11 protein-coding genes are annotated in these 17486 nt (G+C 42.8%); 10 read left to right on the top strand and 1 reads right to left on the bottom strand.

All coding sequences use genetic code 11. The features are described from left to right. Positions 1–329: 329 nt before the first annotated feature. The 3 genes from HMPREF9010_RS15480 to HMPREF9010_RS15490 are packed head-to-tail and all read left to right on the top strand — an operon-like array spanning position 330 to position 3813. Positions 330–1079, top strand: a complete 750-nt coding sequence (locus HMPREF9010_RS15480) for a YjbH domain-containing protein (RefSeq protein ID WP_004312017.1) — start codon at positions 330–332, stop codon at positions 1077–1079. 6 nt (positions 1080–1085) lie between these two features. Then, a complete protein-coding gene (locus HMPREF9010_RS15485) occupies positions 1086–2303 on the top strand; it encodes a hypothetical protein (protein WP_004312016.1) in 1218 nt (405 codons plus the stop codon). 46 nt (positions 2304–2349) lie between these two features. Next, positions 2350–3813: a carboxypeptidase-like regulatory domain-containing protein gene (locus tag HMPREF9010_RS15490; RefSeq protein WP_004297377.1), complete on the top strand. Its 1464-nt coding sequence runs from the start codon at positions 2350–2352 to the stop codon at positions 3811–3813. 354 nt (positions 3814–4167) lie between these two features. Here the strand turns inward: HMPREF9010_RS15490 and HMPREF9010_RS15495 are convergent, their stop codons facing one another. Beyond that, positions 4168–6384, bottom strand: coding sequence for a patatin-like phospholipase family protein (locus HMPREF9010_RS15495; RefSeq protein WP_004297378.1), 2217 nt, complete (start codon positions 6382–6384; stop codon positions 4168–4170). Between the two features lie 272 nt (positions 6385–6656). Between HMPREF9010_RS15495 and HMPREF9010_RS15500 the strand changes: the two genes are divergently transcribed. From HMPREF9010_RS15500 to HMPREF9010_RS15530, 7 genes are all read left to right on the top strand, one after another. Continuing rightward, entirely contained in the window at positions 6657–7913 is a 1257-nt protein-coding gene (locus tag HMPREF9010_RS15500) for an efflux RND transporter periplasmic adaptor subunit (protein ID WP_008648307.1), read from the top strand. A gap of 3 nt (positions 7914–7916) precedes the next feature. Then, positions 7917–11021 carry an efflux RND transporter permease subunit gene (locus tag HMPREF9010_RS15505; protein ID WP_004297380.1) on the top strand — a complete coding sequence of 1035 codons (3105 nt, stop codon included), beginning with the start codon at positions 7917–7919 and terminating at the stop codon, positions 11019–11021. Further along, positions 11021–12400 carry an efflux transporter outer membrane subunit gene (locus HMPREF9010_RS15510; protein ID WP_008648306.1) on the top strand — a complete coding sequence of 460 codons (1380 nt, stop codon included), beginning with the start codon at positions 11021–11023 and terminating at the stop codon, positions 12398–12400. The genes HMPREF9010_RS15505 and HMPREF9010_RS15510 overlap by 1 nt, the downstream gene beginning before the upstream one ends. A 206-nt stretch (positions 12401–12606) precedes the next feature. Then, the gene (locus HMPREF9010_RS15515) at positions 12607–14253 is read left to right on the top strand and encodes a diphosphate--fructose-6-phosphate 1-phosphotransferase (RefSeq protein WP_008648305.1); all 1647 of its coding nucleotides are present in this window, start codon (positions 12607–12609) and stop codon (positions 14251–14253) included. A gap of 154 nt (positions 14254–14407) precedes the next feature. Further along, on the top strand, positions 14408–15301 hold the full coding sequence (locus HMPREF9010_RS15520; RefSeq protein ID WP_004309007.1) for a glycoside hydrolase family 25 protein: 894 nt from the start codon (positions 14408–14410) through the stop codon (positions 15299–15301). A gap of 74 nt (positions 15302–15375) precedes the next feature. Further along, complete coding sequence (lpdA, locus tag HMPREF9010_RS15525) at positions 15376–16719, top strand: dihydrolipoyl dehydrogenase (protein ID WP_008648304.1); 1344 nt, start codon at positions 15376–15378, stop codon at positions 16717–16719. Positions 16720–16738: 19 nt separating this feature from the next. Beyond that, a complete protein-coding gene (locus HMPREF9010_RS15530) occupies positions 16739–17461 on the top strand; it encodes a biotin/lipoate A/B protein ligase family protein (protein WP_004309005.1) in 723 nt (240 codons plus the stop codon). Positions 17462–17486: the final 25 nt, after the last annotated feature.

Here is a 17486-nt window from a genome sequence, read left to right as displayed (position 1 = left end):
AAAAATATAAAATAGCAAACAAATATTCTCCCATTTTTTTCGTTTTATCTGATGCATACGGCAAAAAAAAATCCGAACATGAAATAATTATATCTTCATGCCCAATGATTTATATGTCCTGTTTTAAAAAGAATTTTCCCCTTCGCTAAAGGCAAAAGCTCTTCTCTCACTGTAATTGTCGATGTTTTTCTCTGTTCTCATTCCGGTTGGTCTCGATTGTGTGTTTACTGTTACCTAAGAAGTAACAGAATTATATAAGGTAAAAATAGTGGATTAATCAAAAAAGTTTTGAGAATATCTCTATTTAAAAGTATAACATACAAATAAAGATGAAACAAACTAAAGCGGCTTTTAGGAATAAGCCATTTATTTCGTTAAAAGGTAGTATTCTATTTCTGATACTCATTCCGATGAGCGGTCTGATTCATGCGCAATATTCCATGGGAACAACGGGGCAGTTGATGATACCTACCGCTGAAATGCAAGAGACCGGTACATTTACGGGAGGAGTCAATTTCTTACCAGAACAGGTTACTCCATCGGTTTTCAGTTTCCCTACCATGAACTATTTTGTAGATATGACTCTTTTCTCTTTTATCGAATTCACTTATCGGATGACATTACTCAAAATGACAACCGGCACAGGCAGAACGGGTTATCATAATCAGGACCGTTCTAATACGATTCGCATTCGTCCAATAAAAGAAAGCCGCTATTTTCCGGCTGTTGTGATTGGTGGAGATGATCTTTTGACTGAGAAGAAGACTCCATATTGGGGAGCTTATTATGGTGTGTTGACAAAGACTATCGGATTTCGTTCAGGAGATCAATTGGCTGTCACAGCCGGATGGTATATTCATCAAGGCGATTGCCGGGTATTTAATAAAGGACCTTTCGGAGGTGTCCGTTACACGCCTTCTTTTTGCAAAGAATTGAAATTGATGGTGGAATATGATACGCATAGATGGAATATGGGGGCTGCCATGCGCTTTTGGAAGCATTTGTCCGTCAATGTGTTTACTCGTGAATTTACGTGTGTTTCCGCTGGTCTGCGGTATGAATGTACATTAATACATTAAAAGAAGATGAAAAGGATTGTTAGTGTGACTGCTGTTTTTCTCTGTGGTATTTCTTTGTTACAGGCACAGCCAGTTCGTGTGAGTGAGACACTGAAAGAATTGGAAATGGAGAATATTTCAGTTGTGGAGAAAAGGGACACGATAACTGCGGCTTTTGAGACCTCTGCCTATAGAGGTATTTATAATGGAATCGGTATTGCTATACGCCATTTGGTTGCTATACCGGAAATACCGACTTTGCAGCTACTTATATTAGATAATGCCCTACCACAATTATGTATAACTATCCCTGCAGATTTGATTCAAAAATGTCAGTCCGGTGAATGTACGTTGGATGAAGTGTATCGTAAGATGGGGATGACTACTTCTACCGGAACTGCTGTGCGTCAGCTGAAAGGTGTAAAACGAAAAGAAAGTTCTTTCGGTAAGGTAGATTTTGTGATATATCCCAACGTGATGTTAGTCAATAATGTAACTTATAAGTTGTATAAGGCGGCACTCGAGTTGCAACCTGCCCTGGAAATGCAATTATGGAAAGGAGCTTCGCTACGGATGCAGGTTTCTTTGCCTATTGTAAGTAATGAAGATGGTAAGTGGAACTGCGTTCGCTTGGGATTCATGGCTTTGCGTCAGGATTTTCGCTTGGCTAACCATTGGAAAGGATACCTCACTGGCGGTAGTTTCTCTAATGACCGTCAGGGACTTGCTGCAGGAATCGGCTATTTTTCAGCAAACGGCAGGTGGACGGTAGAAGGTGGAGGAGGAATTACCGGTTCTTCCCATTTCTATGGCAGTGACTGGAAAATGAGTAAGTGGAAAAGAGTCAATGGACAGATTAGCGTAGGATATTATGTGCCGGAAGTGAATACCTTGGTGAAAGTAGAAGGGGCCCGCTTTATTTATGGAGATTATGGAGTACGCGGAACTCTTTCACGCTATTTCGGCGAATATATTGTAGGTATATATGGTATGTACACAGATGGAGCAACGAATGCAGGGTTTAATTTCTCTATTCCATTACCGGGAAAGAAACGCAGGCGACATCTGCTACGGGTGATGCTTCCCGAATATTTTGCTTTTCAGTATGATATGCGTAGCGGGAATGAATACGCTCATCGTTCATTGGGCGAAAGTTATAGTGTTGAACCTAAGTCGGCAGAGAATTCACACTTCTGGCAGCCGGATTATATTCGATATTATTTGATTAGAACGAGTGAGAAGTGAAACATGATTGATATTTAAACTAGTATTTTTAACAAATTTGAACATTATGAAAAGTGTAAAATGGTTTTATGTGGGTGCCATGGCGATAGCCTTGGGTATGTTAACTTTTGCGACAGTAGCCTGTCACGATGATGATGACGATCCGAAACCGGCAGAAGGGGAAGTTGTTGAAACTCCGAAACCGGTTGTAGAGTATTACATTATGGGGACGGTGACTTCCGGAGGAGCAGCAATGGATGGGGCAAAGGTAAAAGTGGGTAGTAAAAATTACACAACCGACTCGAATGGTAAGTTCTCTGTTACAGAAAGTGCTACAGGTACTTATAGTATTGAAGCGTCTTCTAATGGATATCTTTCACAGAAAACGTCAGTTGTCATTGCAAATAATGCAGAGAATCGTAGTGTGGTAACGGTAGCTCTGGCTTTGACAAAGGAGAGTCCGAAAACTGCTGTGTCAATAGAGGCTACAGGAGAAACTAAAGTAGAGGATAATAGTGAATCGAATCAGGCAATTGAAAAGCCGGGAGAAGTTGCTCCGGAAGAAGTGGTAGAGGATAAACCGCTCGTGAAAGTCGAACTGACAATACCGGAAGATGCAATTGAGGCATCTCAACAACAAGCAGGAATTGTTGAAGATGGTAAAGTCAACATTAGTGTGACAACCTTTGTTCCTGCTCCTGAAGAAGTAACTACTGAAGTAAAGGCAGAGGACGTGAATAGAGATGTACCTAAAAGCATACCTTTAGCTGCTGCTAAATTTGAACCGTCTGGTTTGAAATTTAAGAAGTCTGTTACGATTTCTATTCCTAATCCTATCCCTGGAATAACATTCGCTGATGCTGATATGATACTTACTTATCAGAATCCAAATACAGGAGAATGGGGGGATGCAAAAGATAATAATGGAAATGTAATTAAAAATATATCTTCTACTACAGAAAGTGGAGCTGTCACTGCATATACAGCCGAAGTCGATCACTTCTCTGCTTATGCTATAGAGAATAAAGTATATAGCAAGATTAGTAATGAAACTGTGACAACTAATATTCTAGGACAAGCTAGTCGTGATAATAGCGAGAATGCTAAAGCGGTGGCTGGCATTGAACTGAAATATAAGGAAAAGTCTGGTTGGGACTATGATAAGAATGATGCTGGTCTTGTTGCTGAAGTTAAATCGCAATTAGGAGCTGGTGCTAGTGCTGAAGATACAAAAACGGTGAATGCAATGGTTGCTTTTATGAAAACTCGTATGTTCTCATTAATGGGATCGGTATCTGGCATTACGGAAACTGAACGTGTTTATAACACTGTAAATGTAAACGGATATACTACCATGAGTTATACTTGCTATGCAAAAGTCCGTACTACCACGTTGACGGCTAATGTAAAGTTTAAGGGTACTGCAAAGTCTGTTTCGATTACAGCAACTCGTTATACCGGTACGGACCATCAATATAAAACGGTTACTTATAATCCGACACATAGCGGTGGTAAGGGTGGTAGTATCTAAGATGTTTTATAGTAAGGGGCTTAGATTCATTTGTAGCATTGAATCCCTGCCTTAGTCGATTAGAAAAAAGTACAGAGGTACTTCTTTACCTAATTGGCCCCATGCATCAGATTTTATTTTGATGCACATTTCCCCAAATATCAACTGTCTGTGAAGATCGTTGATATGACTTTGATACCGTTTGTCAAGTTGATGGCAGTATAATAAGTTTTTAATTATTCATTTTAAGATAAAACCCTTTTGAATATGCTCCTTTTCCAATAAACCCTTTGGGGCATGTTCATATAGAGTATAGAAGGAGGAGGTCACTGTGAAGCGGTCTCCTCTTTTGCTTTTCGAAAATACTGTATTACATTAGAAGTAATACCCTAAATTCACAAAGCAACTTCCTTTGTCCGTCTGATTGGAATATCCCAATGATATTTCCAATGGCCCGAAGATACTGTCCATTCCATAGCCTGCACTGATACCGAATAATTGCTTGCCTTTCAATATATCGAAGAAATTACTATCTGTTAGTCCGTAGTTACCCGTCAGTGTAAGATAATGAATGGCTCCCATGCGTTGTCTGAACTTAATAGATGCAATCATAATGGTGTTATCCATCAATTCCAGATTGGTAACCCCGGCAAATGGTAATTGCTGTGGAATATAGAAACCAGGTACGTCACCGCCAATGGCATTTTGCAGCGGGTAGGGAAAATCTCTTCCGATCAGGATACGTCCATAAATGGAAGGAATGATAGAGAAACGGCGGGTTACAGGAATGACGCTTGCCCACGAAGCATTCAGTGCTGAAAATGGAGCGTGTTCGTTGTATTGTGCCATATTATCCGTATAGAGTGAATAGGCGGCTCTGAAGTCACTTCCTTTAGAAGGGAAACGTCCTTTATCATAGGTATTATATTGCACTTGGGCAAAATAACTTAGAAAGTGTTCGGATTCTACTTTCAGGTCGGAAATTTCAGGTTTCTTGAACAAGAAATCTTTGTATTTGTAATATTCAAAACGAAGACCGAGTCCGAAACGGAAATTCTTGTACCATACATCAGAGAAGCCGAATTCGGCCAGATGATATTTGTAAGTTGTATTATAGGCACGGTCGCCTTCCTCGTAAATATTGATATCATTGTATTGGAACATATACGAGAAGTTGAAATTACGCTGTTGCATTGGTTCCAGCGTATAGTCTATGCGGGCAGCATATCGTTTACCCAACCGACCGGTAAGAGCCAGGCGGGAAGGAATACGAGTTTTGAGGTCTGCTGTTGCATTGACCAACAAAGATGCGATCTCTTCCGAATCGAAACGGATGCCCAGGTTGATTCTTCTTTCATATTTTTCCTGTAACAGGAAGTTGAGGTGATAACCTTCAGGTGTCTCTTTCAACGTATAACTGGCACTGGAGTAGGACTGACTGCCACGTAACTGATACAGGGCCTGTTCTATTTGTTGAGTGGAAATATCGCTGTTTTCTTTCAGATTACATTTCTTCATCAACCATTTTTTATCATCCACCTCTACACCGGAAAATGAGATGTCCGTCACATAAACCGTACGCGCATTAGAAAGAGAAGAATAAGGACCATGTTGTTTCGGGGTATAATCTTCGGCTATTCCTATTTTCTTTTTCAAAGCAAGCAATGAACCCCATTGGGCTTTTGCTGCTTCTTCGCCTCTACGCATCAGGGTATCAATGGCGGCTGGAGTAAAACTGGCGGATGAATATCCATCTACATTGACACGGATATAGGTATCTGTGAGATCTACATTTTTTTCATGGTTAGACTGACAGGTGATATCTACAATTTGTCCCAGAATGTCGGGGACGCTATTGAGCTTGTCAGCCTTCTTCAGAGCATTCTGTACGTCTACTCCGATAATAATATCGGCCCCCATGGCTTTCACAACATCTGCCGGATAGTTGTTTACAATGCCACCGTCCACTAATACCATACTGTCTTGCCGTACCGGAGTAAATACACCGGGGATAGCCATACTGGCACGCATGGCAGTAGAGAGTATTCCGTCATGGAATACAATTTGTTCTCCATTAACAACATTGGCTGCTACACAGGCAAAAGGAATGGGAAGTTTATTAAAGTCGATAGAGTCATGATACCCTACGGTAAGGTCTGAAAATAGATTAGCCAGATTCTGTCCTTTCATGATTCCTCCGGTAGCGGCATCTTTGGGAGTTTTGGTGAAAGGAATAGAGACTGTATATTTTTCAGATCGCTCACGATCTGTTAATGACATGGCACTTCTTTTGATACGGTCACTCAATAGGAATGTCCAATCTTGTTTTCGTACCATGCTATCCAATTGTTCCGGAGTATAACCGATGGCATAAAGACCGCCTACGATAGCTCCCATGCTGGTGCCGGCTATATAATCAATAGGAATTCCGGCTTCTTCGATCACTTGCAGTGCTTTGATGTGTGCCATTCCTTTAGCACCGCCGCCGCTTAGAACGACACCTACCTTTTTTCTTTGTTCCTGAGAATGCAAAGAAAAAGGCAATAAGATGCCAATTGATAAAACTAATGTTGAAAAGATTTGTTTTTTCATTAGGACATGGTCTAGTATTGATGTTTAATATAATACAAATGTAGAGCATAATTTGTTTAGTTGTTGAAATGGGAATTAAAAAAAATGTTCCAAAAGTCGGAAATGTGGATAATTTCTACATTTTATCTGGTGGATTCTACATTTCTACATTTCTTAAGGCAAAATATAATAGACTGAATACCAGTAAATAATAGGTGTAATGAATTTTGGCATACTAATTGCAAGAAAGAGTATAGAACAAACATAAGTTAAATTAAATAATAAGATTCGATATGAGATTATTCTTTTCGAAACATGAGTTGAAACTGAGGAGAAAGAGAACCATTGCTGCTATTATATGTGTGGTACTTGTGTTGGGTGTGTATTGGATACTGACCCGACCTCAGAAGGCTGCGCCGGAAATGCCGACAGTCATTGTAGAACCGGTAGTGAAAGATGATGTAGAGATATACGGGGAGTATGTAGGGCGTATTCGTGCCCAACAGTTCGTCGAAGTCCGTGCCCGGGTGGAAGGCTATCTGGAAAATATGCTTTTTGCCGAAGGTACATATGTCAATAAGAATCAGGTTTTGTTTGTCATTAATCAGGACCGGTATCGTGCCAAAGCTGATAAGGCCAGAGCGCAGTTGAAAAAAGACGAAGCGCAGGCTTTGAAGGCGGAGCGTGATTTAAAACGTATCCGTCCGTTGTTTGAGCAGAATGCTGCAAGCCAGTTGGATTTGGATAATGCGGAAGCTGCTTATGAAAGTGCTGCGGCAACGGTAGCCATGAGTGAGGCGGATTTGGCACAGGCTGAATTGGAGCTGGGCTACACCATTGTCCGTTCGCCTTTGTCGGGACACATTAGTGAAAGAAATGTGGATTTGGGTACGTTAGTGGGACCCGGGGGAAAATCATTGCTTGCTACTATTGTGAAGAGTGATACGGTGTTGGTTGATTTTAGTATGACGGCACTCGATTATCTGAAGAGTAAAGAAAGAAATATTAATTTGGGACAGCAGGATTCTACCCGTTCCTGGCAGCCCAATATTACCATAACATTGGCAGATAACACAGTCTATCCATTCAAAGGATACGTGGATTTTGCCGAACCCCAGGTGGATCCTCAAACCGGCACTTTCTCTGTACGTGCAGAAATGCCTAATCCGAAACAAGTATTGTTGCCGGGACAGTTTACAAAGGTGAAATTGTTGCTGGATGTTCGTGAAGGAGCACTCGTTGTTCCAATGAAAGCCGTTACCATCGAAAAGGGTGGAGCATATATTTATACCATGCGCAGGGATAATGCAGTAGAGAAACGTTTTATCGAATTAGGACCGGAAGTCGGGAATAATGTGGTGGTAGAAAGAGGATTGGCAGAAGGAGAAATGGTAGTTGTAGAAGGGTTCCATAAGTTGACTCCGGGTATGAAAGTACGGGTGAGCCAACCGGATGCAGAAGCCCAGGATAGTATAACTGCGACAAAAAATGAAGTGGCCGGGGCGAAAGAAAATGTTACCGGAACGAAGGATAACGCGAAAGGAGAATAAACGATGAAAGTTACTTTTTTTATAGATAGGCCGGTCTTTTCGGCTGTAATCTCCATCGTGATTGTGATTGTCGGTATTATTGGTCTGACGATGCTTCCGGTGGATCAATACCCGCAGATTACTCCTCCGGTGGTGAAGATTAGTGCTTCTTATCCGGGTGCGAGTGCACTTACTGTATCACAGGCAGTAGCTACCCCGATTGAGCAGGAAATCAATGGTACTCCGGGGATGCTTTATATGGAATCAAATAGTTCTAACTCCGGAGGTTTTTCGGCAACAGTTACTTTTGATGTATCTGCTGATCCGGATTTGGCAGCTGTTGAGATTCAGAATCGTGTGAAACTGGCAGAATCCCGTTTGCCGGCGGAAGTGATTCAGAATGGTATTTCGGTAGAAAAACAGGCTCCCAGTCAGTTGATGACGCTTTGTTTGACTTCTACCGACCCAAAGTTCGATGAGATTTACTTGAGTAACTTTGCTACCATCAATGTGCTCGATGTGATTCGCCGTATTCCCGGAGTGGGACGTGTATCCAATATCGGTAGCCGTTATTATGCCATGCAGATATGGGCGCAGCCGGATAAGCTGGCAAACTTCGGACTGACCGTACAGGATTTGCAGAATGCATTGAAAGATCAGAATCGTGAATCAGCAGCGGGTGTGCTGGGACAACAGCCTGTACAAGGATTGGATATCACGATTCCTATCACGACACAGGGACGTCTTTCCACTGTAGGACAATTTGAAGATATCGTAGTACGTGCCAATGCGAATGGTTCTATCATTCGATTGAAAGATGTGGCACGTGTATCGCTGGAAGCTTCTTCGTATAATACAGAGAGTGGTATCAACGGTGAAAATGCTGCCGTGCTTGGTATTTATATGTTACCGGGTGCTAATGCGATGGAAGTGGCCGAGAGAGTAAAAGAGGCAATGGATGAGATTAGTAAGAACTTTCCGGAGGGATTGAGCTATGAGATTCCGTTCGATATGACGACTTATATTTCCGAATCTATCCATGAAGTATATAAGACGTTGTTTGAAGCGTTGGTATTGGTGGTTCTGGTAGTTTATTTATCCTTGCAGAGCTGGCGTGCAACGTTGATTCCGGTAGTGGCGGTGCCTATTTCATTGATCGGTACTTTCGGATTCATGTTGATTTTCGGTTTCTCATTGAATATCCTGACATTGCTCGGATTGATCCTTGCGATCGGTATTGTGGTGGATGATGCGATTGTGGTGGTGGAAGGTGTGGAACATATCATGGAAACGGAGCACCTAAGTCCTTATGAAGCTACGAAAAAAGCGATGAACGGACTTGCCAGTGCTTTGATTGCCACTTCGCTGGTATTGGCGGCTGTGTTCGTCCCGGTTAGCTTTTTAAGTGGGATTACAGGACAGTTGTATCGCCAGTTTACGGTGACAATTGTAGTATCCGTGCTTATTTCTACGGTCGTGGCTCTGACATTGAGTCCGGTGATGTGTTCGCTGATTCTGAAACCGGATAGCGGGAAGAAAAAGAATATCGTTTTCCGGAAGATTAATGAATGGCTGGGTATCGGTAGTAATAAGTATGTAGCTGCCGTAACTCGTACAATTAAGCATCCTCGTCGAGTTTTGAGTGCTTTTGGTATGGTGTTGATTGCTATCATGTTGATTCATCGCATTATTCCGACCAGTTTCTTACCTGTGGAAGATCAGGGATATTTCAAGATTGAATTGGAACTGCCGGAAGGGGCTACTCTGGAACGTACCCGTATCGTGACAGAGCGTGCCATTGCTTATCTGGAAAAGAACCCGTACATTGAGTATATACAGAATGTAACGGGAAGTAGTCCTCGTGTCGGAAGTAACCAGGGACGTGCAGAACTGACGGTGATCCTGAAACCTTGGGAGGAACGGAAGAGTACCACTATTGAGAAGATCATGCATACGGTAGAGAAACATCTTGAGGAATATCCGGAATGTAAAGTCTATCTGTCCACTCCTCCGGTTATTCCGGGGCTCGGTAGTTCGGGAGGTTTTGAGATGCAGCTGGAAGCTCGTGGAGAAGCCACTTTTGATAATTTGGTAGACGCGACAGATACATTAATGTACTACGCATCCAAACGCAAAGAGTTGGCGGGCTTGTCATCTTCTTTGCAGTCGGAAATCCCACAACTCTATTTTGATGTGGATCGAGACAAAGTGAAGATGCTGGGTGTACCTTTGGCTGATGTGTTTTCTACCATGAAGGCTTATACCGGTTCGGTTTATGTGAACGACTTTAATATGTTCAACCGTATATATAAGGTTTATATTCAGGCAGAAGCTCCTTATCGCGAACACAAAGACAATATTAATTTGTTTTTTGTGAAAGCCTCCAATGGAGCGATGGTACCATTGACTTCTCTGGGAAATGCATCATATACCACAGGACCGGGAAGTATCAAACGTTTCAATATGTTTACTACGGCCGTTATTCGTGGAGCAGCTGCGCAAGGATATAGTTCCGGACAGGCGATGGAGATCATGGAACAGATTGCCCGCGATCATCTTCCCGATAATATCGGACTGGAATGGAGCGGCCTTTCCTATCAGGAGAAGCAGGCGGGAGGTCAGACGGGTATGGTGATGGCACTGGTATTCTTGTTCGTTTTCCTCTTCCTTGCTGCACAATACGAAAGTTGGACAGTGCCTATTGCTGTGTTGCTTTCTTTACCTGTGGCTGCTTTGGGAGCCTATTTGGGAGTATGGGTTTGCGGATTGGAAAACGATGTCTATTTCCAGATTGGCTTGGTTATGTTGGTCGGACTTGCCGCTAAGAATGCAATTTTGATTGTAGAGTTCGCAAAGGTGCAGGTAGATAAAGGTGAAGACTTGGTGCAATCGGCCATATACGCAGCCAAATTGCGTTTCCGTCCGATTCTGATGACCTCTCTTGCCTTTGTGCTCGGTATGCTTCCGATGGTACTGGCAAGTGGTCCGGGTTCGGCAAGCCGGCAGGCAATCGGTACAGGTGTATTTTTCGGAATGATATTTGCCATCGTATTTGGTATCATTCTTGTGCCGTTCTTCTTTGTGATGGTGTATAAAACAAAGTCGAAAATCTTAAAACATAAGAAATAATGAAACGAAAGAAACTATATATTGCTATCCTGTTACTTGCCGGAGTACTGACTTCCTGCAAGGTAGGGAAAAGCTATGTCCGTCCTGATCTTCATTTACCCGACAGCTTGGAAAGATCACAGGATTCGGTTAGCTTCGGTGACCAGGACTGGAGGGATATTTATACAGATGCTACATTGAGAAGTCTGATAGAGCGTGCATTGGATCATAATAAAGATATGCTGATTGCTGCTGCCCGTGTGAAAGAAATGGCTGCGCAGAAACGAATTTCTACGGCTGCATTGCTTCCGGATATTAAAGGAAAAGTGACAGGGGAACGCGAACTCGAGAATCATGGAGGAGATGCTTTCAAGAGATCGGATACCTTTGAAGCACAATTCCTCGTTTCGTGGGAAGTCGATCTTTGGGGAAATCTGCGTTGGGCGCGTTCGGCCAGCATTGCCGAGTATCTGCAATCTATTGAAGCACAACGTGCATTGCAGATGACGATTGTGGCTGAAGTGGCACAGGCTTACTATGAACTGGTAGCTTTGGATACAGAGCTTGATATTGTCAAACAGACATTGAAAGCCCGTGAAGAAGGGGTGCGCCTGGCGCGTATCCGGTTTGCCGGTGGATTGACTTCCGAGACTTCCTATCGACAGGCACAAGTGGAGTTGGCACGTACGGCCACTTTGGTTCCTGACTTGGAACGTAAAATCTCCCTGAAAGAGAACGATATTGCTTATCTTGCGGGTGAATATCCTAATAAGATAGCCCGTTCCCGTTTGCTTCAGGAGTTTAATTCTCCGGAAACACTTCCTGTAGGGTTGCCGTCTACTTTGTTGGAACGCCGTCCCGACATTCGTCAGGCAGAGCAGAAATTGATTGCTGCCAATGCAAAAGTAGGAGTGGCCTATACGAATATGTTCCCACGTCTTGCCCTGACAGGCGGTTTCGGTAGTGAAAGTACTTCTTTGTCGGAACTTCTAAAATCTCCCTATGCAGTGATGGAAGGAGCTTTATTAACTCCTATCTTTGGTTGGGGAAAGAACCGTGCGGCATTGAAAGCGAGGAAGGCTGCTTATGAGGCTGAAGTACATAGTTATGAGAAATCCGTACTGGAAGCTTTCAAGGAAACACGTAATGCGATTGTCAACTTCAACAAGATTAAGGAAGTGTACGAACTTCGTGCCAATCTGGAACGTTCGGCCAAGAGCTACATGGACCTGGCACAATTACAGTACATCAATGGAGTCATCAACTATCTGGATGTGTTGGATGCCCAACGTGGATACTTTGATGCCCAAATCGGATTGAGTAATGCCATTCGTGACGAGTTGATTGCGGTGGTTCAACTTTATAAGGCTCTTGGCGGAGGCTGGGAGCAGAATCCCTAGAATTATATTATAAATTAGCTCGCTGAAGAAAACGTAAAGGCTATCTCCTACGTCGGGAGATAGCCTTAATTTTTCTTTCTTCTTTCTTTTGTCTTAAAAACAACAGAAGAAGAATTTTTATAATTCGGAAAAAAATGCGAAATTTGCAACGCTTTTCAAGTTTGACAAGAAACTTACTAACACCTTTAAATAAAAAATTAAAGAAAATGACTAAAAGTGCATTGCAAATCGCAAGGGCTGCTTACCAGCCCAAACTTCCGAAAGCATTGGCATCAGGAGCTGTTAAGGCTGTAGCAGGTGCTGCTACTCAATCTGTAGCCGATCAGGAAGCTATCAAAGCATTATTCCCGAACACGTATGGAATGCCGTTGATTACATTCGAAGCTGGTGAAGCTGTTGCTCTTCCCGCTATGAACGTAGGTGTAATTCTTTCCGGTGGTCAGGCTCCGGGCGGACACAATGTAATCTCCGGTTTGTTCGATGGTATCAAGAAATTGAACCCGGAAAACAAATTATATGGTTTTATCCTGGGTCCTGGTGGTCTGGTAGATCACAACTATATGGAACTGACTGCTGATATCATCGACGAATACCGTAACACAGGTGGTTTCGATATCATCGGTTCAGGACGTACGAAACTGGAAGCTGAAAGCCAGTTTGAAAAGGGGTATGAAATCATTAAAGAATTAGGTATCAAGGCACTGGTTATCATTGGTGGTGACGATTCTAACACAAATGCTTGTGTATTGGCTGAATACTATGCTGCTAAGAAGTATGGTGTACAGGTAATCGGTTGCCCGAAAACAATCGACGGTGACTTGAAGAACGATATGATTGAAACTTCTTTCGGTTTCGATACAGCTTGTAAGACTTATGCTGAAGTAATCGGTAACATCCAACGTGACTGTAACTCTGCACGTAAATACTGGCACTTCATCAAATTGATGGGTCGTTCGGCTTCTCACATCGCACTGGAATGTGCTTTGCAGGTACAGCCTAACGTATGTATCATTTCAGAAGAAGTGGAAGCAAAAGATATGTCTTTGGACGATGTGGTGACATCTATCGCTAAAGTGGTAGCAGACCGTGCAGCACAAGGACACAACTTCGGTACAGTTTTGATTCCGGAAGGATTGGTAGAGTTCATTCCTGCCATGAAACGTCTGATTGCTGAATTGAATGACTTCCTGGCTGCTAATGCTGAAGAATTCGGTCAGATTAAGAAATCTCACCAACGTGATTATATCATCCGCAAACTTTCTCCGGAAAACTCTGCTATTTATGCTAGTCTGCCGGAAGGTGTTGCCCGTCAGTTGACTTTGGATCGTGACCCGCACGGAAACGTTCAGGTTTCATTGATCGAAACTGAAAAACTGTTGTCTGAAATGGTAGCTACTAAGTTGGCTGCATGGAAAGAAGAAGGCAAGTATGTTGGTAAATTTGCTGCTCAACACCACTTCTTCGGTTATGAAGGACGTTGTGCTGCTCCGTCAAACTTTGACGCTGACTATTGCTACTCTTTGGGTTACACAGCTTCTATGTTGATTGCTAACGGTAAGACTGGTTATATGTCTTCTGTACGTAACACAACAGCTCCTGCTGCTGAATGGATTGCTGGTGGTGTGCCTATTACTATGATGATGAACATGGAACGTCGTCACGGTGAAATGAAGCCGGTTATCCAGAAAGCATTGGTAAAACTGGATGGTGCTCCTTTCAAAGCATTTGCTTCACAACGCGAACGTTGGGCTATCGAAACGGATTATGTATATCCGGGTCCGATCCAATACTTCGGTCCTACAGAAGTTTGCGACCAGGCAACTAAGACTTTGCAACTGGAACAAGCTAAATAAATACACTTCAAAGTAGTTGTTAATACAACAGCTGCAATGAAGGGTTCTTTCAGGCACGGATTACGCGGATTAATACGGTTTTTAGTTATTTCTTATAACCCTGTATTCCGTGTAATCCGTGCCTATCTCTAAAAACATTGATCGTTTAAAGTAAATGCCGCAACGCAACAACCCGATGTCTGCCGTACAGAAGAAAAGAACTGTTTCCACTACCAAAAGAAAGGGAACGACTTCTTCTTCCAAGACTTCCCGTACCTCAAAAAAGGAACAGGTGAAGCATCGAACTGTGATGCCTACCTGGCTTCGTAATATTCTGGCAGTGATAATTGTCGGTTGTTTCTCCGTCGCTTTCTATTATTTCTTTATCCGCCCTTATGCTTATCGATGGAAACCTTGCCATGGCTTAAAGGAATATGGTGTCTGCATCCCTGACGGATATGATATTCATGGTATTGACATTTCTCACTATCAGGGAAAGATTGACTGGAAGAAGCTGTTGCAGAATAAAGAGACGGCTACTCCTTTGCATTTTGTCTTTATGAAGGCAACAGAAGGAGGAGATCATAACGATACCACATTTGAGGCAAATTTTGCCAATGCCCGTAATCATGGATTTATCCGTGGCGCTTATCATTTTTATATTCCAAGCACGGATGCTTTGAAACAGGCGGACTTCTTTATTCGCACGGTAAAACTTGTTTCCGGTGATTTACCTCCCGTACTTGATGTAGAAGTGACCGGGCGGAAGGAAAAAAAGGAATTACAGCAAGGCATCAAACGCTGGCTCGACCGGGTGGAATCTCATTATGGAGTGAAGCCTATTCTTTATACCTCTTATAAATTTAAAACCCGTTATCTGGACGACTCTATCTTCAATGCATACCCTTACTGGATTGCCCATTATTATGTGGACTCTGTGCGGTATCAGGGAAAATGGCACTTTTGGCAACATACGGATGTAGGAAGTGTCCCCGGCATTAAAGAAGACGTAGATTTGAATGTGTTCAATGGCTCGTTAGAGGAACTTAAAAAGCTGACAATTAAGTAACGGGTATTTCTTTTCCCTACAACTTATCTCTTCTCATATTTGTTATAATCGTATTATTACTAAAAAAAACGATTATGAACTTTGATATAGCTATTATTGGTGGTGGTCCGGCCGGGTACACAGCTGCCGAACGGGCAGGGGCCAACGGATTAAAGGCCGTTCTTTTTGAGAAAAAGGCAATGGGGGGAGTATGTCTCAATGAGGGGTGTATTCCTACTAAAACTTTGTTATATTCTGCTAAAATACTGGATAGCATCAAGAGTGCTTCCAAATACGGCGTTTCTGCCGAATCTCCTTCGTTCGATTTATCCAAGATTATGAGCCGTAAAGATAAAACAGTAAAAATGTTGACGGGCGGTGTGAAGATGACTGTGAGTTCTTACGGAGTGACTATTATAGAAAAGGAAGCTCTGATAGAAGGAGAGAAAGAGGGGAAAATACAAATCACTTGTGACGGAGAAACCTATTCCGTGAAATATTTGCTGGTATGTACCGGCTCTGATACAGTGATTCCTCCCATACCGGGGCTGTCAGAAATCAGCTATTGGACTTCCAAGGAGGCCTTGGAGATAAAGGAACTCCCTAAGACACTGGTCATTATTGGTGGCGGAGTGATCGGGATGGAGTTTGCTTCTTTCTTCAACAGTATGGGCGTGAAAGTACATGTGGTAGAAATGATGCCGGAGATTCTGGGAGCGATGGATAAGGAAACCAGTGGTATGCTTCGTGCCGAATATGCCAAACGGGGAGTCACTTTCTATTTGAATACGAAAGTGGTGGAAGTAAATCCTCATGGAGTTGTGATAGAAAAAGAAGGCAAGACGTCTACTATTGAAGCGGAGAAGATCTTGCTTAGTGTAGGACGTAAGGCAAATCTATCCAAGGTAGGACTGGACAAGCTGAATATAGAACTGCATCGGAATGGAGTGAAAGTAGACGAACATCTGTTGACTTCACATCCTCGTGTATATGCGTGTGGTGATATTACAGGCTACTCTTTATTGGCGCATACTGCTATCCGTGAAGCGGAAGTCGCCATCAATCATATTTTAGGAGTGGAAGACCGGATGAATTACGATTGTGTTCCGGGAGTCGTTTATACCAACCCTGAAGTGGCGGGAGTGGGAAAGACGGAAGAAGAACTGGTAAAATCAGGAGTTCCTTACCGTGTTTCAAAATTACCGATGGCTTATTCCGGACGGTTCGTTGCGGAGAATGAACAGGGAAACGGACTCTGTAAGCTGATTCAGGATGAAGATGGGAAGATTATCGGTTGTCACATGTTGGGAAATCCGGCATCAGAACTTATTGTGATAGCAGGTATTGCTATTCAGAGAGGGTACACGGTGGAGGAATTCCAGAAGACTGTGTTTCCACATCCTACGGTTGGAGAGATTTATCACGAAATTATGTTTTAACTCTTATTCCGCTTGATCTATGATTCGATGTATCTATAGTCCGTTTACTGATATTTACTTTCACTTGGCAGCAGAAGAGTATCTGTTGAAGCAGGGAAATGAAAATATTTTCATGCTTTGGCAGGATACTCCTTCTGTGGTAATAGGTAAGCATCAGCGGTTGCGGTCGGAAGTCGATAAGAAATGGGCGGAACAGGAACAAGTACATATTGCCCGTCGTTTTTCGGGTGGGGGAGCGGTGTACCATGATTTGGGCAATATCAATCTGACTTTTATAGAAACGGCTCCCCGATTGCCGGAATTTGTTACGTACTTGCAACGGACATTGGATTTCCTGAACTCTATAGGCCTGATGGCAAAAGGAGGCGAACGACTGGGGATTTATCTGAATGGATTGAAAATATCAGGGAGTGCGCAATGCGTACATAAGAATCGGGTGTTGTATCATTGCACTTTATTGTATGATACGGATCTGACAGCATTGCATAAAGCTTTGAATCCGGAACCGATGGTTGATGATGAAACTTTATCGTCAGTATATGCCGTTCCTTCCGTTCGGAGTGAGGTAACCAATATTCGGAGTTATTTACCGGAGGGAACTGTAACTGATTTTAAAGAGAAGGCTTTTCAGTATTTCAGTAAGTCCCAATCTGTCAGTGCTTTTACCGGGAAGGAAATAGAGGCTGTTAATCAGCTCCGGGAAGGGAAATATATTCAGAAAGAGTGGATATATAGTCGTTGATGTCCGGGCTGGCTTTGTCAGCATC

The sequence above is a fragment of the Bacteroides sp. 3_1_23 genome (assembly GCF_000162555.1).
GTDB classification, from domain to species: domain Bacteria; phylum Bacteroidota; class Bacteroidia; order Bacteroidales; family Bacteroidaceae; genus Bacteroides; species Bacteroides ovatus.
This window is presented reverse-complemented; position numbering and strand designations above follow the sequence as displayed.

Excerpts from the sequence above, each read along its gene's own strand:
- HMPREF9010_RS15505 (WP_004297380.1), top strand. The coding sequence starts at position 7,917 with ATGAAAGTTACTTTTTTTATAGATAGGCCGGTCTTTTCGGCTGTAATC.
- HMPREF9010_RS15530 (WP_004309005.1), top strand. The coding sequence starts at position 16,739 with ATGATTCGATGTATCTATAGTCCGTTTACTGATATTTACTTTCACTTG.
- HMPREF9010_RS15485 (WP_004312016.1), top strand. The coding sequence starts at position 1,086 with ATGAAAAGGATTGTTAGTGTGACTGCTGTTTTTCTCTGTGGTATTTCT.
- HMPREF9010_RS15480 (WP_004312017.1), top strand. The coding sequence starts at position 330 with ATGAAACAAACTAAAGCGGCTTTTAGGAATAAGCCATTTATTTCGTTA.
- HMPREF9010_RS15510 (WP_008648306.1), top strand. The coding sequence starts at position 11,021 with ATGAAACGAAAGAAACTATATATTGCTATCCTGTTACTTGCCGGAGTA.
- lpdA (WP_008648304.1), top strand. The coding sequence starts at position 15,376 with ATGAACTTTGATATAGCTATTATTGGTGGTGGTCCGGCCGGGTACACA.
- HMPREF9010_RS15495 (WP_004297378.1), bottom strand. The coding sequence starts at position 6,384 with ATGAAAAAACAAATCTTTTCAACATTAGTTTTATCAATTGGCATCTTA.
- HMPREF9010_RS15520 (WP_004309007.1), top strand. The coding sequence starts at position 14,408 with ATGCCGCAACGCAACAACCCGATGTCTGCCGTACAGAAGAAAAGAACT.
- HMPREF9010_RS15500 (WP_008648307.1), top strand. The coding sequence starts at position 6,657 with ATGAGATTATTCTTTTCGAAACATGAGTTGAAACTGAGGAGAAAGAGA.
- HMPREF9010_RS15490 (WP_004297377.1), top strand. The coding sequence starts at position 2,350 with ATGAAAAGTGTAAAATGGTTTTATGTGGGTGCCATGGCGATAGCCTTG.
- HMPREF9010_RS15515 (WP_008648305.1), top strand. The coding sequence starts at position 12,607 with ATGACTAAAAGTGCATTGCAAATCGCAAGGGCTGCTTACCAGCCCAAA.